Origin of the sequence: Paraburkholderia strydomiana, from assembly GCF_031456815.1 — a bacterium.
Taxonomy (GTDB): Bacteria; Pseudomonadota; Gammaproteobacteria; order Burkholderiales; family Burkholderiaceae; genus Paraburkholderia; species Paraburkholderia caledonica.
Genome location: NZ_JAVDVL010000001.1, coordinates 784,536 through 804,517 on the forward strand (window position 1 = coordinate 784,536; position 19,982 = coordinate 804,517).

The 19,982-nt window shown below is 60.7% G+C and carries 15 protein-coding genes; 6 read left to right on the forward strand and 9 right to left on the reverse strand.

Annotation, left to right across the window (positions count from 1 at the left end):
* Window positions 1-5 precede the first annotated feature (5 nt).
* Window positions 6-1,703: a SulP family inorganic anion transporter gene (locus J2W46_RS03525; RefSeq protein ID WP_310351340.1), complete on the reverse strand. Its 1,698-nt coding sequence runs from the start codon at window positions 1,701-1,703 to the stop codon at window positions 6-8.
* A 685-nt stretch (window positions 1,704-2,388) separates the two neighbouring features.
* On the opposite strand from J2W46_RS03525, the gene J2W46_RS03530 reads away from it, so the two are divergent.
* On the forward strand, window positions 2,389-3,246 hold the full coding sequence (locus J2W46_RS03530) for a PA4780 family RIO1-like protein kinase (RefSeq protein WP_087753485.1): 858 nt from the start codon (window positions 2,389-2,391) through the stop codon (window positions 3,244-3,246).
* A 40-nt stretch (window positions 3,247-3,286) separates the two neighbouring features.
* On the opposite strand, the gene J2W46_RS03535 is transcribed toward J2W46_RS03530, so the two are convergent.
* The 7 genes from J2W46_RS03535 to J2W46_RS03565 form a co-directional block, all read right to left on the reverse strand.
* Entirely contained in the window at window positions 3,287-4,339 is a 1,053-nt protein-coding gene (locus J2W46_RS03535; RefSeq protein WP_310351347.1) for a LacI family DNA-binding transcriptional regulator, read from the reverse strand.
* 50 nt (window positions 4,340-4,389) lie between these two features.
* On the reverse strand, window positions 4,390-5,541 hold the full coding sequence (locus tag J2W46_RS03540; RefSeq protein ID WP_310352025.1) for an ABC transporter ATP-binding protein: 1,152 nt from the start codon (window positions 5,539-5,541) through the stop codon (window positions 4,390-4,392).
* Window positions 5,542-5,641: 100 nt separating this feature from the next.
* On the reverse strand, window positions 5,642-6,559 hold the full coding sequence (locus J2W46_RS03545; RefSeq protein ID WP_310351349.1) for a carbohydrate ABC transporter permease: 918 nt from the start codon (window positions 6,557-6,559) through the stop codon (window positions 5,642-5,644).
* Complete coding sequence (locus tag J2W46_RS03550; RefSeq protein WP_310351352.1) at window positions 6,559-7,518, reverse strand: carbohydrate ABC transporter permease; 960 nt, start codon at window positions 7,516-7,518, stop codon at window positions 6,559-6,561. The genes J2W46_RS03545 and J2W46_RS03550 overlap by 1 nt, the downstream gene beginning before the upstream one ends.
* Before the next feature lie 7 nt (window positions 7,519-7,525).
* On the reverse strand, window positions 7,526-8,764 hold the full coding sequence (locus J2W46_RS03555) for an ABC transporter substrate-binding protein (protein ID WP_087753490.1): 1,239 nt from the start codon (window positions 8,762-8,764) through the stop codon (window positions 7,526-7,528).
* Window positions 8,765-8,874: 110 nt separating this feature from the next.
* Entirely contained in the window at window positions 8,875-10,269 is a 1,395-nt protein-coding gene (locus tag J2W46_RS03560; protein ID WP_310351357.1) for a GH1 family beta-glucosidase, read from the reverse strand.
* 400 nt (window positions 10,270-10,669) lie between these two features.
* Window positions 10,670-11,644: an aliphatic sulfonate ABC transporter substrate-binding protein gene (locus tag J2W46_RS03565; RefSeq protein WP_374726809.1), complete on the reverse strand. Its 975-nt coding sequence runs from the start codon at window positions 11,642-11,644 to the stop codon at window positions 10,670-10,672.
* 415 nt (window positions 11,645-12,059) lie between these two features.
* Here J2W46_RS03565 and J2W46_RS03570 point away from each other — a divergent pair, with 415 nt between their 5' ends.
* The 5 genes from J2W46_RS03570 (at window position 12,060) to J2W46_RS03590 (ending at window position 18,858) form a co-directional block, all read left to right on the forward strand.
* The gene (locus J2W46_RS03570) at window positions 12,060-12,344 is read left to right on the forward strand and encodes a hypothetical protein (protein WP_310351359.1); all 285 of its coding nucleotides are present in this window, start codon (window positions 12,060-12,062) and stop codon (window positions 12,342-12,344) included.
* Window positions 12,345-13,042: 698 nt separating this feature from the next.
* Window positions 13,043-13,270, forward strand: coding sequence for a PAAR domain-containing protein (locus J2W46_RS03575; RefSeq protein ID WP_374726810.1), 228 nt, complete (start codon window positions 13,043-13,045; stop codon window positions 13,268-13,270).
* A 7-nt stretch (window positions 13,271-13,277) separates the two neighbouring features.
* Window positions 13,278-17,021 (forward strand): type VI secretion system Vgr family protein, encoded by a 3,744-nt coding sequence (locus J2W46_RS03580; RefSeq protein ID WP_310351364.1) that lies wholly within the window; start codon window positions 13,278-13,280, stop codon window positions 17,019-17,021.
* 91 nt (window positions 17,022-17,112) lie between these two features.
* A complete protein-coding gene (locus tag J2W46_RS03585) occupies window positions 17,113-17,982 on the forward strand; it encodes a hypothetical protein (protein WP_310066368.1) in 870 nt (289 codons plus the stop codon).
* 168 nt (window positions 17,983-18,150) lie between these two features.
* Window positions 18,151-18,858, forward strand: coding sequence for a hypothetical protein (locus J2W46_RS03590; RefSeq protein WP_310351366.1), 708 nt, complete (start codon window positions 18,151-18,153; stop codon window positions 18,856-18,858).
* Here the strand turns inward: J2W46_RS03590 and J2W46_RS03595 are convergent.
* On the reverse strand, window positions 18,847-19,980 hold the full coding sequence (locus J2W46_RS03595) for an SAM-dependent methyltransferase (protein ID WP_310351368.1): 1,134 nt from the start codon (window positions 19,978-19,980) through the stop codon (window positions 18,847-18,849). The two genes, J2W46_RS03590 and J2W46_RS03595, sit on opposite strands and share 12 nt — an antisense overlap.
* Window positions 19,981-19,982 lie beyond the last annotated feature (2 nt).

The window sequence follows — 19,982 nt, forward strand, 5'->3', positions numbered from 1 at the left end:
CGCGTTCATTTCGCCACGGGCTGGTCCACGCCTGCCGCGCGCAGTGCTTCGTGCAACGTGCCGAAAATACAGCTTCCGTCGATGATCGGCGTGATACCGTGCCGGTCCATATCCGAGCGCAAATAAGGGTTCACACGAGCGAAAATCACGTTGATGCCACTTCGTTTCAGCAGCGCGCATAGCTCGCCCACGGAGCGCGACGCCGAATAATCGAGGTCGGTGATCGCGCTCGCATCCACCACGAACCAGCGCACCGTGCTCGGCGCGTGGTCGATCAGACGCCGGGCGTCGTCGACGAAAAAGTGGTCATTCGCATAGAACAGGTCGGCGCCGAAGCGATAAACGATCAAACCCGGCGCAGTCTGTGAGCCCGGAATCGCGGGCACCGGTACCCAGACGCCGTCGTCGCCGGGCGCGAGAATCATCGTATGCGGACGGTAGCTGTGGCGCACATGGCGCAATAACGACAACGCGACCGCCACCAGAATGCCGTGTTCTACGCCGATCAGCACCACGGCTGCGGCCGTGAACACCGCGAGCGCGAACTCACCCGGACTCTCGCGGCGAATCGCGAGCAAGGTCTTCAGGTCGATCAACCCGACCGCGATCGTAAATACGATGCTTGCCAGAATGCAGCGCGGCAGATACTGCAAGAACCGGCTGAAAAACAGCAGAACGACTACCACGACCGCTGCGAATACGATCTGCGCGAACTGGCTGCGCGTGCCTGCCCGATCGGCCATCGCGGTCTGCGTCGGACTGCCGTTCACCACGAACGCTCCGGAAAATGCAGCGGCTGCGTTGGCCGCGGCGATGCCGAGCAGGTCGGCATTCGTGTCAGTCGCTTCGTGGTGACGTTCGGCGAACACGCGGCTCGCCGCGGCGCTTTGCGCGACGATCATCACGAAACACGATGCGGCGACCGGCACGAGATCAAGCATCTGCTCCCACGTCACCGACGGCATGCGCAGCGGCGGCAAGCCTCCGGCAACCGGGCCGAGCACTGCGATGCCACGCGCGGCGAAGCCGTACATATCGCTCGCGGCGATTCCGGCCACGACCGCAATCAAGGGCACTGGCAAACGCGGCCACACACGTTTGAAGAGTAGAACCGCCACGACGACCAGCACGGAAATCGCAAACGTCGGGACATCGAGTCGCGCCCAGTCACGCGCGACGAGAACAAGCTGATCCACACTGCGCGCCGCGTGTCCTGTCAGGCCGAGCATGTCGCCCAGCATCGCAATGCCCACTTGAACGCCGACTCCGGCAAGAAAGCCTACGAGCACAGTGCGCGACAGGAAGTCGGCTAGAAAGCCCAGTTTGAAGATGCGCGCCACGAACAACAAGGCAGCGGTGAGCAATGCGACCATTGCGGCGAGCGACGCGTATTCCGGGCTCGAAACCGGCGCCATGGTCGACAGGCGGCTCGCGAAGATGGTGGCGGTGGCTGAATCCGCCGCGACGACGAGGTGCCGCGATGCACCGAAGAAGGCAAACGCGATAAGCGGCAGAAAGACGGTGTAAAGGCCGGTAACAGCAGGCATGCCCGCAATGCGCGCGTAGCCGAGCACCTGTGGGATGTCCATCGACGCGAGTTGCACGCCCGCCAGCGCATCGCGCAACGCCGCCGCGCGGCTCAATGGAAGCACGCCCTTGAGCACGCCTGCGCGTGTCGCCAGATTCCCCAGAAAGTCTTGCATACGCGATGCCGCCCCAAACTCAGGTTATCGCGCATCGTGCCGCGATTCGGTACCTGAAGGCAAGGCCCGCAGACAGGAGCGGCCACAACTAAAGGCCGGCAACGGCATTTACCTGCCGGTGTCGGCGAAAATCGCAGCGTTGAGAATCAACGTTTGAAGTGACCCGTGCGCGGATCGACATGCCGCGCGAAACCGAACAGCGCCGCAATGCAGATCGGACAGGCGATAAAGAAAACCGCCAACATCTCACACCCCGTAACCAGTTTTCGTTGCTCACGAGTCTACGCGATAAGCTCGCGGAGACAATGCGCGAAAACCGCACAGCACTGTTGCGGACTATTACACCAGTGCCAGGCCCCGGCGCATTTTAGCCCGTGAAATAGCGGCTAAAGGTGCAAAGCGTTTCGTCGGAGCAGATGCCGGTGGTGTTAGTGGGCTCGCGCAAACGTTGTCGCGACTACCGCGTCGCAAGGAGCGCCGACATTCCTGCTCAGTGCGCGAGGAAGGTGTTTTTGACGCGGGCATCCGCGAATCGTGTTGAAACGTGTGGCAGCAGCGGCTCGGGTCAATAAAGAGCCGCGCGGGCGCAGCGTTTATAATCCGGCATGACTCGAATCCCGCACCACTTCTCCCCGCCTCCCGCCGCGCACGGCTGCCACGCTTGCCGCCACATCCGGGCGGTCGCATGAAAACGCCGAAACGTTTGCTCCCGCTAGTCGAAGAAGGCCTGATCGACGAAGTCATATCCCAATTGATGAGCGGTAAGGAAGCCACCGTGTACGTGGTGCGCAGCGGCGACTCCACGCGCTGCGCGAAGGTCTATAAGGATGTCAAACAGCGCAGTTTTCGTCAGGCTGCCTCGTATCGCGAAGGTCGCAAGGTCAAGAACAGCCGTCAGCAACGCGCGATGGAAAAAGGCAGCCGCTACGGCCGCGAAGTGCAGGAACAGGCCTGGCAGAACGCCGAGGTCAGTGCGCTTTTCCAGTTGGCGAACGCCGGCGTGCGCGTGCCGCAACCCTTCATTTGCAGCGACGGCGTATTGCTGATGGAACTCGTGACCGACGCGGATGGCAATGTGGCGCCGCGTCTGAACGATGTCGATATGAGCGAGGCGCGCGCGCTCGAACTGCATGCACTGCTCGTCAATCAGGTCGTGCGTATGCTGTGTGCCGGCATGATTCACGGCGATCTGTCCGAATACAACATTCTGCTTGCCGCCGACGGCCCCGTGATCATCGACCTGCCGCAAGCGGTAGACGCCGCCGGCAACCTGGAAGCGCCCGCGATGCTGGAACGCGACGTGAACAACCTCGCCACGTATTTCGGCCAGTTCGCGCCGGCGTTGCTGAAAACGAACTACGGCAAGGAAATCTGGTCGCTTTATGAAGCCGGCGCGTTGCACGTGGATGCACAGTTGACGGGTCACGTCGAAGCCGATACGACGCCGGTCGATCTGGAAGCGGTGCTGCAGGAACTCGAGGACACGCGGCTCGAAGAAGAGGCGCGCCAGCGCCATGAAGAAGCGCTGCGCAGCGGCGCCTAACGCTCAACAAGGGCTGCCGGCGGTCTCCGGGAAGAGACGATCAAGCGCCGCCGAAGCACGACGCACTAATCGAAGCGGGCTTGGCGCCCGGCGCCGGCCCCACCGACTCGCGCATTGTGACGCTCACCGGAAACTCGCGGAATATCTCCCACGTCGTTCGATAACACTGGTTGAGAAGCCAGCGCACCGCGTTTTGCGTCAGTTCGGCGGTTGGAATGTGCACCGACGTGAGGCCGGGCGCCGTGTAAGCGGCGGAATAGTCGTCGTCGTAACCGATCACCGATAATTCGTCCGGCACCGAAATGCCGGCTTCGTGGAAACGCGCGAGCGCGCTGACCGCCATTGTGTCGTTCGCGCAGAATAGACCCGTGTAGCGCCGCTTCGAATCGAGCAGTTTCTGCGCGGCAGCGTAGCCGCCTTCCGGCGAGAAGTCTGATTCGATCAAGGTCACGTCGCTGCGCGAAATGCCCGCGCGTTCGAGTTCCGCGAAGAAGCCTTCGAGCCGCGTCAGGTTGTCCGAAGCCGTAAAAGGCCCGGAAATCAAGGCGATATCGCGGTGCCCGTGCTCAAGCAGCGTGCGCGCCGCCAGTTCCCCGCCGTACCGATGATCCGCGCAAAACGACGCCTCCGGGACCTGGTCGAACGCTCGATTGAGGAACACCATTTTCGGATGCATTCGATGCAGCATGATCAGGTCTTCATCGTGCAGATCATGGCTGATCACCACAACGCCGTCGCAATCGCGGCCAATCAGAAAACGCACCGCCTCGATAGCCTGCTCGCGCGGCGACACTTCTCCGCAGCCGGTTGCGACCACCACATGCCGGCGCACGGCGCGCAACTCAGTGTCGGTCTGTTTCAGGATGGTGCCGTAATAGGAGCCGAAAAACGTCGGCACGAAAATACCGATCATGCCGAGCGACTGCGTGGCCATCGCGCGGCCGATGGACGACGGACGGAAGTTCAACTGCTCGATTGCAGCCCGCACGCGCGACGCGGCGTCGGCTGAGACCGGGCCCTTACCGGATATAACGCGGGACGCGGTCGACATGCCCACACCAGCCAGCGCCGCGACATCTTTCAGTGTTGCCACACGGTTCTCCGTCACACCTTGCCGTTTTCAACGACCCTCACACCGGCGCGCTACAACCGCGCGCCGCTCGCCGCGTCGAAGAGCGAGACATGTGTGCTGTCGAGCGAGAACGCCAGCGTATCGCCGGGCATTACCGGCGTCTTGCTTTGATCGATCGACGCGATCTGCACACCATGATAGTCGAGCCAGACGACGCGGTGGTTGCCCATCGGCTCCACGAGCGAAATTTTCGCGCGCTCGCCAGCGCCTTCGCCCTGCGTCGGACCAATGCGCACGTCTTCTGCGCGAACACCTAGCACGCATGGGCGGGGTGGCGATTGCGGTTGTGATTGCGGCTGTGACTCGCCGAATCGATCGGCGAACGCATAGTTCGACACGTCGAGCCGCCACTGCTCCGTGCAGAAATGCAGCGCGCCGTCGCGCTGCTCCAGCGTGCCGTTGACCAGGTTCATCGCAGGCGTGCCGAGAAACGTCGCGACAAAGAGATTGGCTGGCCGCGCATAGACCTCGGCAGGTGTGCCGAACTGCTGGATCGCGCCGCCTCGCATCACGGCCATGCGCGTGGCGAGCGTCATCGCTTCGACCTGGTCGTGCGTCACGTAGATCATCGTTGCGCCGAGACGCTGGTGCAATTGCTTCAACTCGCGGCGCAGTTCGGTCCGCAGCTTGGCGTCGAGATTCGACAGCGGCTCGTCGAATAAAAACACGTCGGCTTCGCGCACGATCGCGCGGCCGATCGCCACGCGTTGCCGTTGGCCGCCCGACAGTTGCGCCGGCTTGCGTTTGAGCAGCGGGCCGAGTTGCAGCATCTCGGCGGCACGCCCCACACGCCGCGCGATCTCTGCCTTCGGCGTACCGTTGATGCGCAACGCAAACGACAGATTGCGCTCCACGCTCATCGTCGGATACAACGCGTATGACTGGAATACGAGTGCAATGCGCCGATCTTTCGGATCGGCCCACGTCATGTCTTCGCCGGCGATTTCAATGCTGCCGTCGGTCACGTCGATCAGCCCGGCGATACTGTGCAGCAACGTAGACTTGCCGCAGCCCGAAGGTCCGAGAAGCACGACGAATTCGCCGGGTTGCACGTCGAGATCGAGATTTTCGATCACTGTGTTGCCACCGAGCCGGATGGTCAGATTGCGCACCGCAACGTTCGCCGCGTGCGCGGTGTCGGCGGCGTCTGCGACGCCAGGCATGTTGTCTGTTCGTGCCGTGTCCGCGGATTCTGTCATGTCAGCCGCGCCTGTCAGTGGACTCGCGAGGGTGTTCGCCTGTTTAACCACGTAGGTCATCGCTTTATCCTTTGACCGCACCGGACGCAATGCCGCGGACAAACCAGCGGCCCGAATTGAAGTACACAGCAAGCGGCACCAGCGAGGTGAGGATCGTCGCCGCCATGTTGACGTTATAAAGCCGCTCGCCGGTCGTCGTATTGATGATGTTGTTCAGTTGCACGGTCATCGGCAGATTCTTCGTGCCGGCGAACACGAGGCCGAGAATGAAGTCGTTCCAGATGCCCGTCACCTGCATGATGACCGCCACCACAATGATCGGTGTCGACATAGGCAGCATCAGCTGAACAAAGATACGCCAGAAACCGCCGCCATCGATGCGCGCCGCCTTGAAAAGTTCTTGCGGAATCGACGCGTAGTAGTTTCGGAACAGCAACGTCATCACGGGCATGCCGAAGATCGTATGAATCACGACGATACCCGGCAGCGAACTGAACAGATGCACGCTCGCGAGCACTCGCACGAGCGGATAGACCATCACTTGCACAGGGATGAACGCGCCCATCAACAACACGCCGAACAGCACGCCTGCGCCGCGCGGACGCCAGAAAGACAGCGCGTAACCGTTCACCGCACCAATCGCAATAGAGAACACAGTGCTCGGCACGACGATACGCACGGAGTTCCAGAAGCCGACCTGAATGCCATTGCAATCGAGCCCCGTACACGCGGACTCCCACGCGGCGCTCCACGCATGTAGCGTGAAATGCGCTGGGAGAGCGAGCAGATTGCCGAGGCGGATCTCGCTCATCGGTTTGAAGGACGTGACTAGCATCACGTAGAGCGGCAGCAGAAAAAATAGTGCCGCACTGAGTAGAAACAGATAAACGCCGACGCGCGCCGGGGTGAATGCCGTACGGCGGCGCCGCTTTGACGCACTATGCGGCGCGGCGCTTTTCAGCGGAGAACTGAGGGTGTTCATCACACTTCCTTGCGCAACGCCGCGCGGCTGCGGGCATAGAAGAACGGCGTGAGAATCGCGAGCACGGTTGCGAGCAGAACGATCGAAGCCGCCGACGCGAGGCCGATGTTCGCGCGGCCAAACAGATAGTCCATGATGAACTTCGCCGGCACCTCGCTCGCGGTGCCGGGGCCGCCTTGCGTCATCGCCACGACGGCGTCGTAGAGCTTGACGACCATCACGAAGAGCAGCACGAACGCGGTGGAGATCGACGGTCCGAGCATGGGCACGACGATGCTCGCATAGACCCGCCAGCGCGGAATGCCGTCGATACGCGCGGCCTTCCACAGTTCATCGTCTATTCCGCGCAAGCCCGCCAGCAGCAACGCCATCACGAGACCCGACGCCTGCCATACGGTGGCAATGACGATTGTGTAGATCGCCCAGTCCTGATCGACGATCCAGTCGAAGCGCGCATGAACGAAACCGAGCTTGTGCAGCACTGCCTGCGCGCCGAGTTCCGGATTCAGAATCCACTGCCAGACGAGGCCCGTAGCCACGAACGACATCGCATACGGATACAGAAACACCGTGCGCAATGCACCTTCAGCGACGACACGCTGATCGATGAAGATGGCGAGCAGCAAACCGATCACCATGCACGCGACGATGAAACATGCACCGTAAATCACGATGTTTTGCAGCGACAGCAACCACCGGGCGTTGTTGAAGAGCCTCACGTATTGCGTCAACCCCGCGAAGTCGCCCGATGGAAACGTGCGCGAATTGCTAAGCGAAACACGCGCGGTCCAGACCATCGTGCCTAGATAGGCGAACACGACGGTCAGGATCATCGGCAGCAATGCGAGCCATGCCGCAATCGAAAAACGCTTCTTCAGCTGCTTTTTCAAGGGCTTTTTCGGCGACCCGGACCCGGACCCGGCTCCGGGCCGCGACGCATGCAGCTTGAGCGCGTGCATATTGCGCCTAGCTCTTCAACGCGCCGGCAAACGCTTTCTGCGCGTCGTCGACCGACTGGTTCTTGTTCCAGAAGTTGGTGACGACGTCGATCAATGCGCCTTGCGTATCGGGTGAAAGCAGCATTTCCGGATTCGGCAACTGGCGCGACTTGTCCTTCATGATAGCAATGCCCTCCTTCGCGCAAATGTCGAGACTGCCCGCATCCACATCGGGGCGAATCGGAATTGAGCCTTTCTTCGCGCTGAATGCGACTTGCGCGGGCGGCGAGGTCATCACTGTGGCAAGAAGGTTCTGTGCTTTCACAGTGCTGGCGTTATCGCTCTTTGGAAACACGAATACGTCGCCCGCGACGAGGTATGGCGAATGCGGGCCGAAGCCAGGGAAGCAGCCAAATTCCTTGCCCGCGCTCTGCTTCGCCGCCGAGAATTCGCCCTTCGCCCAGTCGCCCATGATCTGCACACCGGCCTTGCCGGAAATGACGAGTGCAGTCGCATCGTTCCAGTTGCGGCCCGGAGAACCGGCGTCCACAAAATCGTGCAAGCGCTTGAATGCAATCAACACCTTTTTGAACGCGTCGGATTTCACCGCATTCGCGTCGTGGTCGCGATACACCTTCAGATATAGATCAGGGCCGCCGACATCGGCGAGCACGGCATCGAAGGTGATTTTTTCCTGCCACGGCTGACCGCCGAATGCGAGCGGAATCACGCCTGCGGCTTTCAGCTTGCCGAGATCGGCGATGAACTCGTCGTAGCTTTGCGGCTCAGCGGTAATGCCGGCTTTCTGAAACGCGGGTTTCGAGTAGAAAAACCAGGCCGGCATGTGAATGTCGACGGGCGCCGCATAGTAGTGCCCTTTCACCTTGATACTGTCGAGTATCGACTGCGGGAACACCCCGCTCCAGTTCTCTTTCGCGGCGACGTCGTCCACATTGTTGAGCAGCCCCTGATCGATCAGATCATGAAACTGTTTCGACGTATTGAACTGCGCTGCCGTGGGCGGATCGCCGCCGACGATACGGTTGATCGCGGTGGAGCGCGCCTGATCCGCGCCTGCAACTGCGTTGTCGATCCACTGACCGCCGGCCTTGTTATAGGCATCGGCGAACTGGCGGATCGCGGCGGACTCGCCGCCCGACGTCCACCAGTGAATGACGTTGGCTTTCAAAGGCTCAGCATACGCGAGCACTCCATGCATCGCCAATGCCGCAACCATGGCTCGCAAGACCGTTTTTCTGCTGTTCATCCCGTCTCCTCCAAAGGCTCGCGCCCGTGTTTCAGGTCGACATGCAAATCGGCTTCTGTTTCTTCTTCGTTGCTCTATCGTTGCTCTTTCCTTTGCTTTTTCGTTCACTCTTACGCGCGTTGGCTTCTCTCTTTGCGCTCCTCGAGGAATTGCGACACCAGTTCGGCGCTGCGCTTCATCGTGCGTTTTTGCGTGACGTAATCGACATGTACGATACCGAAACGGCGCTCATAGCCGAATGCCCACTCGAAGTTGTCCATCAGCGACCATAGGAAATAGCCGCGTATATCGACGCCGGCCTTGATCGCTTCGTCCACCGCCGCGAGATGACGCTTCAGAAACGAAATGCGTTGCGTGTCGTTCACGCGTCCGTCGATCACCGTGTCGTCGGAGGCCATGCCGTTCTCGGTGATGTACACCGGTGGCAGGTTCGCATACTCGCGGTTAAAGCCAATCAGCAGATCGCGCAAGCCGTCCGGATACACTTCCCATCCCATCTGCGTGCGCTCGACGCCTTCGAGCGGCACTTCCGTGAAGCCATGTGCGCCGTCGCTCGCGACATTGGTGCGGAAGTAATAGTTGATGCCGAGAAAATCGAGCGGTGCGGAAATGATCTGCATGTCACCGCCGAGTATCAACGGCTCGGTGCGCGGCCACAATTCGAAAAGCGCCTCAGGATAAGCACCTTTCAGCAGCGGATCCAGAATCCACGCATTGTGCTGGATCTCGAACAGTTGCGCGGCGCGCTGGTCTTCGGCACTGCCGCTGTTGGGCGTGCCGCGCCCGATATTCGCGACGATGCCCTTTTGCGAAGAGGGATCGTTCTCGCGCAGCACAGGCAACGCGAGCCCATGCGCAAGCAGCAGGTGGTGCATTGCCTGCGTGGCGAAGCGTCCGTTGGCGAGACCGGGCGCATGATGGCCGTTGCCATAGCCGAGATATGCGGAACACCACGGCTCGTTGAGCGTCGCCCATGCATCGACGGTGCCGGCCAGCTCGCGGCTCATTAGATCCGCGTAATCCGCGAAACGGTATGCGGTTTCGCGGTTGAGCCAGCCGCCGCGATCTTCCAGATGCTGCGGTAAATCCCAGTGATAAAGCGTCACGAAGGTGGTGATGCCCTTCTCTTTCAGACGCGTCAGCAGGCGCTTGTAGAAGTCGAGTCCCTTGCGATTCGGCGCGCCGTTGGCGTCCATCACGCGTGGCCACGCAATCGACAAGCGGTAGCCTTCGAGGCCAAGGCCAACGAGCATATCGACGTCGGATTCCCAGCGATGATAGTGATCGCATGCCACGGCGCCGCTGTCGCCGGCGAGCACTTTGCCGGGCGTCGCGCAGAAGGTGTCCCAAATGGATGGCAGGCGGCCGTCTTCGTCGACCGCGCCTTCGATCTGATACGAAGCGGTGGCTGCACCCAACAAAAAGTTCTTGCGCCACAGTGCCGAGTCGGCGGCAGGCGTGAACGGATCGGCGGACGAATGAGAGGAAAGTGCGTCGTGTGCCACGGATTCTCCATGCAAGCAAATGCTCGGCTGAGTTGAGTGAACCGGGTACGGCGAGATACGAGGAGCGACTGCGTTGACATCCGCGCAGGGGGAAGTGGAAGCGCTTCCACACAACGCTCGCGAACAATATCAGTGGCCTCTTTGACGCAGCAATCAGGGTTTGTCTGGAGCGGTGCTGGCATGCCGTTTCAACGCATGCCCGATGCATTGTTCAGTCGCGCGTTAGCGGAAATGCGACGCGATGGTGGAGCCTTGCAATGTGCTAATCGACTGCCAAGACCTGCCTTTCCCATTACGTTGCTTGCGAGTCAGCAGAGCACGGCTTCTGACCGCAGAGGTCACCGCTATGTCTGGAGCAGGATTTTACGGGCCACGCCCGCTTCTAATGTGACGGCTCAATTCAACGGGCAGTAAGCGCCACCCCCGCCACCTCCGCGCGCTTCGCGACAAAATTCCAACGCAGCGCAGTGGATGTCTCCACGGGCGCCGGCAGAAGCCCCGCTCGGTAGAACGTGTCGGCGATCTTTTGCTGTTCACCGAAGTTTTGCGCCTCCACTGCCCGTACCGCGTAACTGCGGCGTGCGTTCGCGCGCTCGATCGTCGCAGCATCCAATCCCCAGATGGGCGCGAGCAGCTTTGCTGCATCGTCGGGATGGCTGCGCACCCAGGCTCCCGCCGACGACAACTGCGCGAACACAGTGCTGATCACCTCCGGGTGGGCTGCGGCAAAGCTACTCGACGCGAGGTAGTACCGCTGATACGAGGCAAGGCCGGCGCCGTTGGCGAGGATGCGTACGTCCGGTGCCTGATCGACAGACGCGACATACGGATCCCAGGTGACCCACGCGTCCACGCTGCCGCGCTCGAATGCGGCGCGTCCGTCGGCGGGCGTGAGATAGCTGATGCGCACGTCGGCGGGTGCGAGGCCCGCCTTGGCGAGCGCGGCGAGAAGCAGGTAATGACTGCCGGCGGCCTTGGTCACCGCGATGCGCCGGCCTTTCAGGTCGACGAGCGTGCGCACGGGGCCGTTGCGCTTCACGATGATCGCCTGCGCGCCTGGCGACGGCGCTTCTTGTGCAACATATACGAAGCGCGCGTGAGCCGCCTGCGCGAACACGGGAACCGTGTCGGCAACGTCGGCGCTGAAGTCGACCGCGTCGGCGTTGAGCGCCTCCGTCAACGGCAGGCCGCTCGCAAACTCGTTCCAGCTAATGCTCACGCCCAACGGCGCCAGTGCCTGCTCGAGCGAGCCGCGCGCTTTCAGGATGGTAATGAGCGTCGAAGACTTCTGATAGCCGATCCGCAACTTCAACGGAGCCGGAACATTACCTGTGGTTTGCGCCTGGGCTGCGCCGACAGCGAGCAGCGTGCTCAACGCCACGCGGGCGAGCAATCGAAAGATAGAAAGTGTCACGGCTCGAAATTCCGATGAGGTCGATACGATCAGACTGCGATCGTAGCAACGACGGATCGCACGGATAAGCGAGCGTTTTAACTATGCTTAGCAGGGGAACGCATAACGCCTGGTGTCGTCGCGACCTCCTGCACAGCAAGCTCTGACACGCCCGCGATAAACACCGCGCATCCGGAGCGGAGGTCTGACCGTATATCCGTCATGGGGCCGCGTTGCCGGCCGGCCTCGTCGATACAGTCCTAAAGCCGGAAGACAAGGCGTTGCTCGTCGACGCGCACCTGGTTGCACCTCGCCGCGTGGCAACCGGGCGTTTTGCAGCGGCACAAAAGGCTCAGACGCTGGCACCGCCCGCGCCGGGTTTCAATGGAGAGAAATCATGGAAAAGTTGAGGCAAAACCTGGTCTGGGCCAGCATCACTGTCGCCACGGTCTGCGCGTGCAACGCCGCTTTTGCTCAGGCGGGTGGCAATGGCAATGGCGGCAACGGCAGCGGTGGATCTCATGGAGCAGCGACTGCAGGCATGACTTATCACAGCGAGCCCGTCTCCAGTCCATGGAACCGCGTTCCCGGTGACACGGCAAATCAGCCGAGAAGGTCCGATAAGGACAAGCAGAACATGTCGCCTGACGCCAATGGAGAGTCGGTCAAGACCGGACAGTGAGTAGGCGTGGAACGTCGTCGCTTGTCACGCATCGGCGGCCTTCCCGCTTTCTGGGAAATACAGGGCTCCTCGCACGCAAGTGTCTGGTCTTACGCATCAGAGACCGTCAGCGAGAGGGGTAAGGACGATAGTTAAACATCGTCGTGCTAACAACTCTTGCAGCAGCGACGCGGCATCTGGCAGGCTCGCGACCCCCAAGAGTTATCGTCGGCATCAACTGCCCTACTCCAGTGCTCATGGACGCGCGTTCTAGCGCCTTCCTGAGCCACTCGGCGAGCGACGATCCGCCTCTGCCCCACACCAGAACTCTTCGATGTGCGAACCGTCGTCACGCGTCAGCGCAATGTGCTCAGGCGAGCGGTCCGACGGATGCGAGCCTATCGAAGATATCTTGACGCCTTCGTCTCTCATCAAAGGCATTAAACGCCGAGCCGCGAGCGGCGTTCGAACCACATTCCCCGATGAAATATGCCACGCGCATATGTACCGCCCCTATTTAATCCTCGTCTGATAGTCGCGGTCCGCCACTACGTCCAACATTATTGCGGCATGAGCCGACGATCGCGGCTGCGCGTGTCTTAAACGGGCTCTGTCCAGTAAGACAACCACCTCGACACGGCAGGACACGCCGCTTTCGACTGTCGGTCACTTGATAAAAACAGGAATCGCGGATGAAGGATGCAACAACCGGTAGAGAAATGGGCCGCCTTGGGGACTCGACGAACCACGGCGGCGAAGTCATCGAGGCAGCGTCAAACCTCACACATCTCGGCGTGGGCGTCGCACTGGACGGACACCTTGTGAAGTGCCCGGACTGCGGCGGCGCCTGGCCAATTATCGCTACCGGCAGAACCACGCATGCAGGTCGTCGCGTCGCGCTCATTGGCGACAGGACTGCATGCGGAGCCACACTCATCCGGGCGTGACGAACTTATGATCTGGCATGTCAACACGCGAAGTATCACGTTCAGCGGACGCGCCCTTCCTGAAATAGTCGGCATTGCCAGCGCCCGCAATGAGGTGCGCGAGCCGATGCTCGCCGTGCGTAGTGTGCGCGGGCGTGAAGCGGTGGGAGAACTGTTTGAGTATGTGGTCGTCGCGGAAAGCCAAGTTGCTCTTCTGTTAAACGCCACTGATGCGACGCAGATCGATCTGACGCAGATTGTCGGCACTGACGGCACTGTTGCAATCGAAATTTCAGGCATTGGCACTTTTATAGCGGGCCAGCCGGGCGACATCGGGCGTTCGAACATCGGTGCCGATGTCCGTTACATCAACGGTGAAATCGTCTCGGCGCGCATCCAGTGCGTGGAAGATCGCGCGGCCGTCTATGAGTTCGTATTGCGCCCTTTCATATGGCGGGCTACGCAGAATTCCGACTCTCGAATTTTTAGCGGTACTGTCGTGGATATTCTGCAAAAGGTGTTCGCGCGATATCTGGGCTCGGTCGACTGGCGGATTGGCGGCCCGTGGAACGGCATGCGTCGCTACCCGATGCGCGATATGGTGCGGCAGGCGTGGGAGTCGGACTGGACTTTCGCACTCCGACTCATGGAAGAGTGGGGTCTGGTGTTCTGGTTCGAACACGCGAAGGACCGGCATACTCTCGTCGTTTCCGACACGTCAGGCGGGTTCCACCGGCACGGCATTGCCTATGAGGCACTGCGTTTTCACACGGGTGGCCGGATTGACGAGGAACACATCAGCAGCCTGGCCGTAACGCATACCGTGACGGCGGGGAAGGCGTGCGTCAATGACCATGACTACATGCAGCCACGTCTGCGCCGGTCCAATGCGCCGAACCGGCAGACATACGAAGCGGCTGGCGGCACAGCCGACCCGAACATCGAAATTTACGCGCCGGCCGAGTTCGCGCAGCCCGATACGTTCCCATCGTCCTACCCCCACGACGCGAGGGAGGAAGGCCAGTATCTGGCGCGCGTGAAGGTGGAAGCAGCGCGCTGCAAGGGATTGCGTGCGAAGGGCACGGGTCGTCTGCGGGGGCTGCAGCCGGGTCGCACATTCAGGCTTGTCAATTATCCGCAGGACAGCGCAAACCGCGAGTATCTGGTGCTCGCCTGCGAACTGGATATAAGCGAAGTCGGCACGTCAACGAGCGCGTGGCGCACCTATGCGGTAAAGGCAGAGTTCGAACTCCATCCGGTTGGCGAGTATTACCGCCTGCCGCAACTGACGCCGAAACCGCGCGTCGAGGGTTACGAGTATGCGGTGATCGTCGCGCCCCAAGACCGGGAGATGTGGATCGACAGCCGGAACCGGCTGCTAATACAGTTTGACTGGGACCGCGAGGGCCGATTCGACGGCGCAACGTCGATCTGGGTTCGGGTCGTCACGCAATGGCAAGGGGGCGAACTCGGCGTTGTGACGCCGGGACGCGCCGGGCAGATGGTCGTGGTTTCACACGTTCACGGCGACCCGGACCGGCCCGTTGTGGCGGGCTTCGTCGCTGACCGTTTCAATACGCCACCGTGGGAACTGCCCGCGAACGCTGCCTTAAGCGGCATACGAAGCAAGAGCCTTGACCACGGCGCGCAGTCGAACCACCTGGCGCTAGACGATACAGCAGGAAAACTTCAGGCTCAACTTGCGAGCGACCACGCCAAGTCGAGTCTTAGCCTGGGGCATATCACGCGGATCGACGGTAACAAGGGACGACAGGACGCGCGCGGCGAAGGCTTCGAATTGCGTAGTGACCGCTGGGGCGTTCTGCGCGCTTCGATGGGATTGCTATTCACTTCATGGGGGCGCTCGGGGGCAGCGGGCAAGGTCAAGGACATGGACGAGACACATGCCCGGCTGACCGAGGCGCGCAGCATCCACGAAGAACTTGCGCTGTCCGCACAGCAGCACGGCGCCCAGCAAGCCACAGGGGCGCAACGGGATGTTGTGAAGGCGCTCAGCGATGCAAACGCCGCGCTACGTGGCAGGGCGTCGGACAGTGCCCGCGACTTTCCCGAGTTCGGGCAACCTGACATTGCAGTGTCCAGCGCGGCGAATCTGCATGCGGCGGCGCAGGACAATACGCATATCGTCAGCGGGAAACATACGGCATTGACGGCGGGCGGTAACGTCGCGATTGCCGCGCTTAAATCGCTGTTTGCTTCCGTGCGCGAAGCGATTGCATTTTATGCCGGCAAGTCGATAACAATGATCGCCGCGACCGGGCGCATACACCTCGAAGCGCGTACCGATGCACTCCAGGCAATCGCGCGGGAGGACGTGACGGTGACCAGCCAGAACGGATGGCTGCGGCTGGCCGCGCTGAAGGGTATTGAAATCAACGCGGGCGGAACCCTGCTGCGGTTGACGCCGCAAGGCGTCACAGTTCACACAAACGGGCATTACCTCGTTCACGCAGCGAGCCACGCGACAGACGATCCGCAGGCTGCGCCGGTCATGTTACCAGTGACGCAGGAGAACCCGGGGCGGCTGGCTGCGCATCATGTTCTGGTTGAGGACGGCGGCGGGTTCATCCTCGGTGGCCAGCCATACCGGATCACGCTGGATGACGGTCAGGTGATCGAGGGCGTGACGAACGGGCGCGGCGAGATGCAGGTGGCGACGAGCAACGCTGTCTCGTTCGGCCTTGTGGAACTCATGTCGCAAAGCGAACCGGATAAGGTCATATCGGCGAGCACGACAACGGTGTGGCGCGATGACAGTCTGCCCACACCTGAAACGGTCGAGATGCCGGAAAAGCGCACGACGAAGGTGGGCGGCAAGTCAGCCGAAACGCCGGGAGAAGGGCTGACGGGGGATGGCAAGCCGCCTGTGTTCGTTGGGTGTGATCCGATGAACTGGGGATTGCGGACCTGTCACCTGCTCAGGAATGCGAAGGGCGCAGATACGCCGCCAGCGTTCCAGTACCGGAGTGATATCGAGTATCCGGTTGCAAAGAGCTACACGGCCGCTGTGAAGGAAAGTCTTTGCAGGATCGAGTGGGCGAGTCTCGCGGGAAAGACGGATAAGGAGCTGGCGGCAGTCATCGTGCCTGCGGTCCAGGGGCCGATCTGGAATGCGTTGCAAGCGGGGCCGTTTGGATTGCCGGAGAGGGTCGCGAAGCAAGGCGGTGCAATGCCCGACATCGTGATTGTGTCCGCGAAAAACGCACCGCAATATAACTTTCCAAATGCTGCGCGTGGGGTTTTTACAGCCGGGTTGTGGACGCTCTGCCTGTCGAGATGGGACATTGATGAAATTATCAGGAGCGTTAAGGGCGATCTAGAAACGAACGTCACGCTGATTGGTTTCGCTGACACGATTTATCACGAAGCGCGGCACTGCCAGCAGCTATTCTGGCAGATGGCGCTGCTCAGCGCATTCCCCGACGATTACAGGGAATTCTCCGGTATGCGGGAGTGTTTCCGGCAACTCGCCGGCGAAGAAATGTTCAGGCTAGCCTGTGCCACACCATTCCCGAATGACAGTCTCGCCCGCGCAGGCATTCACGCGATGCTGATGTTCTATTACTACTGGGTTATTACCCAGATGAAGGGAGTTGGGTACTGGAAATTCATTGAGGTTGATCTAGACAAGGTTGAAGCTGAGGTCTGCAAGGTGAGAAACGTCACACCTGAGCAGGCCCGAGTAATGGCAGTCACGTATGCGAGTTATCTACATGAACAGGATGCATTCTTGTGTGGTGAAGTGGTTTAGTATTGCTGGACTGGCCGTTCTCAGTTGCGTAACCCAGGCACATGCACAAGTGTCTACGCCCACGTCATCCAGTCAATTGGAGCGCGCTGAAATGAGTGACGACATTACGCCGTCGCAGGAACGGGCGCTACTCCGACTGCTTGATAAGGTCATGGAAGTTATGCGGGATGACAGGCCGCTCGAACCGGACGACCCTGCTTTTGGGGAGCTTGAATCGGCCGCATTTTTCAAGCTTGCGGAGGCGGGAAAAACTTACACGTTCCGAAACAATGCCTTTCCTGACGCAACAGTGGATTTGACTACATGGACTGATCCGCTTGATTATTCCGACGACAGGACGCGCGTGCAAGCGGTGCCCGCCTACTTCAATCTATGGTTCCAACACCCTCCTGCAGGCATCAATCGCCGCCTGCTTGAACAGCGTCTCGATTTGGCCAACTACCGGGTAGACGCGGACGGGCGGAGGGAGGAAGGAAACGACCTCGGCCATAGTGTGCCGCCCGCTACCCTGTTGCACACTTACCGCTACCGGGCGAATGATGGCGAGCACGGCCGGTTTCCCGTCGATGTCGAATTCTTCTTCTTGGACGCTTTGCCCAATGATCTCTCCAGTAAGGTCCTGCTTATAAAGATCACTATCGTTCGTGCCTACCCCTATCTCACGCCCGCGATGCGCAAGAAAAAGCGCGAGGAACAGAACCAGAAAAAGCGGCAGACGTACGGGTACATGAACCTGTGTACTGACGCGCCATGCCCGGAATCCGGCGTATGGGAAGGCTGGACAAAGGACGGCCCGACTGACGTGATGCGGTTCGAACGCGGGCAGAAGTTTGACGCTGTGCGCACCGTGTCGCTGGAACAGGGGGGCTCATGTCCGATGGTTCCCGGCCAGTGGTTCTGGCTATGCAGTATCAATGAGGAAACCGGCACCGTCTGGAAGGGCATTGCGCTGAAGGGATAAGAGAAGGCGACTCGTCTTCCACGTATACGGGTTTTCTACATGAACAGGATGCATTCTTGTGTGGTGAAGTGGTCCAGTATTGCTGGATTGGCCGTTCTCAGTTGCGTAACCCAGGCACATGCACAAGCGCCTACGCCCACGTCATCCAGTCAATCGGAGCGCACTGAAATGAGTGACGACATTGCGCCGTCGCAGGAACGGGCGCTACTCCGACTGCTTGATAAGGTCATGGAAGTGATGCGGGATGACAGGCCGATCAATCCCGACGATCCCGATCTGGGGAACCTCAAATCGGCGGAACACTTTGTCCCTGGGGAAGCTGGAATAGGGTACTCCTTCCGGAACCGCGCTTTTCCTGATGCGACGGTGGAACTGACAACCTGGACCGACCCGCTCGACAATTCTGACGACAGGACGCGCGTGCAAGCGGTGCCCGCCTACTTTGAACTGGCATTCCATAACGCCCTTGCCGGAGTTAGTCGCCGCCTGCTGGAACAGCGCCTTGATCTTGCAAACTACTGGGTAGACGCGGACGGGCTGAGGAAGGAAAGCAACGACATCGGCCACAGTCTGCCGCCCTTTGCGCGGGAGCATCGTTATCGCTACCGGGCGAATGCGGGCGAACACGGCCGGTTTCCCGTTGATGTCGAATTCTTCTTCATAGACCCCGCGCCCGATGATCTGTCGAGGAAGGCACGGCTCGATCAAATTACCATCACTCGCGACTACCCCTATCTCACGCCCGCGATGCGCAAGAAAAAGCGCGAGGAACAGAACCAGAAAAAGCGGCAGACCTACGGCTACATGGAGCTGTGCACGGGCGCGACGTGCCCGGAATCCGGCACAGTCTGGAAAAGCATTGCGCTAAAAGGATGAAGCTCCTTCACCCCTCTTACGCAGCACATAATGCGCGACGCCCCATTCCTGTCCGTGCGCATAGCCGAACAGTTCGGCGACGGCCATATAGAACATGCGCCAGCGCTGGAAAGCCAGGCGAGCATTGCCGCTTGCCGCGAGAAGCGGCAACACTCGCTCTCGCGCAGAGTCGAGAGAAGCCAGCCACTGATTGGCGGTCCGTTCGTAATGCGTCCCGTCAATCCACCACTGACGCGTCACGCAGAGATCGTCCTGAAAACGCAGCAACAGGTTTGCGGAAGGCATCGTGCCGCCGGTGAAGAAATGGCGCGACATCCAGTCGCTGCCGTCGCGCACATCGAAAGAATATGCGAGCAGCCGGTGCGCGAACATGTGAACGAAAAGCCGCCCGTCGTCACGCAGCCATCGCGCGATCTTCGCGAGCAGCAAGCCATAGTGCTTCATGTGCTCGAACATCTCGACGGAAACGACGCGGTCAAAGCCCGCGTCGCCCGGCGCGAATTCGAAGGTCGTGACGTCGCCCGTCACCACGCGCAAATTGGAAAGTCCGCGCTCGGTCGCGCGGTGCTCGATAAACGCGCGCTGCCCATGCGAATTCGAAAGCCCGACGATCCGTGCACGCGGATACCGCTGTGCGAGCCACAGCGATAACGCGCCCCATCCGCACCCAAGGTCGAGAATGGACTGCCCGTCCTCGATACCTGCACGCTGAGCGTACAGCGCCAGCATAGAATCTTCGGCCTCGGATAGCGTTTCATCGCCCCTTGGATAATAGCCGCAGGAGTACTTGAGACGCGGACCCAGATGCGCCTCGAAGAACTCGCCGGGGATCTCGTAGTGCTGCGCGTTGGCCGCCTGCGTTTCAATCGCGATCGGCTTTGCGCGCAGATCGTCGATGAGCAGTTCGAGCGCCTCGCCACGGCGCTCTCCGTCGTTTGCATGTTCATCGGCGAGCCGCCTCGCCATCAGCGCCCGCATGCCGGCGCGAATCGCGAAGTCCGGCAGCCAGCCGCGCTCGCACCAGCGAATCGTCCAGTTCGGGTCATAGGCGCTCGCGGCCGGTCTGCCGGATGCCGGTTCGACGCGTCGGGACGCAGGCGTGGACGTGACGGTAAAGGTCATGA

Bases quoted from the DNA above. Each gene is read 5' to 3' on its own strand.
- J2W46_RS03525 (WP_310351340.1), bottom strand. From the start codon at position 1,703: ATGCAAGACTTTCTGGGGAATCTGGCGACACGCGCAGGCGTGCTCAAG.
- J2W46_RS03530 (WP_087753485.1), top strand. From the start codon at position 2,389: ATGAAAACGCCGAAACGTTTGCTCCCGCTAGTCGAAGAAGGCCTGATC.
- J2W46_RS03540 (WP_310352025.1), bottom strand. From the start codon at position 5,541: ATGCCTGGCGTCGCAGACGCCGCCGACACCGCGCACGCGGCGAACGTT.
- J2W46_RS03545 (WP_310351349.1), bottom strand. From the start codon at position 6,559: ATGAACACCCTCAGTTCTCCGCTGAAAAGCGCCGCGCCGCATAGTGCG.
- J2W46_RS03550 (WP_310351352.1), bottom strand. From the start codon at position 7,518: ATGCACGCGCTCAAGCTGCATGCGTCGCGGCCCGGAGCCGGGTCCGGG.
- J2W46_RS03555 (WP_087753490.1), bottom strand. From the start codon at position 8,764: ATGAACAGCAGAAAAACGGTCTTGCGAGCCATGGTTGCGGCATTGGCG.
- J2W46_RS03570 (WP_310351359.1), top strand. From the start codon at position 12,060: ATGGAAAAGTTGAGGCAAAACCTGGTCTGGGCCAGCATCACTGTCGCC.
- J2W46_RS03575 (WP_374726810.1), top strand. From the start codon at position 13,043: ATGGGCCGCCTTGGGGACTCGACGAACCACGGCGGCGAAGTCATCGAG.
- J2W46_RS03580 (WP_310351364.1), top strand. From the start codon at position 13,278: ATGATCTGGCATGTCAACACGCGAAGTATCACGTTCAGCGGACGCGCC.
- J2W46_RS03585 (WP_310066368.1), top strand. From the start codon at position 17,113: ATGAGTGACGACATTACGCCGTCGCAGGAACGGGCGCTACTCCGACTG.
- J2W46_RS03590 (WP_310351366.1), top strand. From the start codon at position 18,151: ATGAGTGACGACATTGCGCCGTCGCAGGAACGGGCGCTACTCCGACTG.
- J2W46_RS03595 (WP_310351368.1), bottom strand. From the start codon at position 19,980: ATGACCTTTACCGTCACGTCCACGCCTGCGTCCCGACGCGTCGAACCG.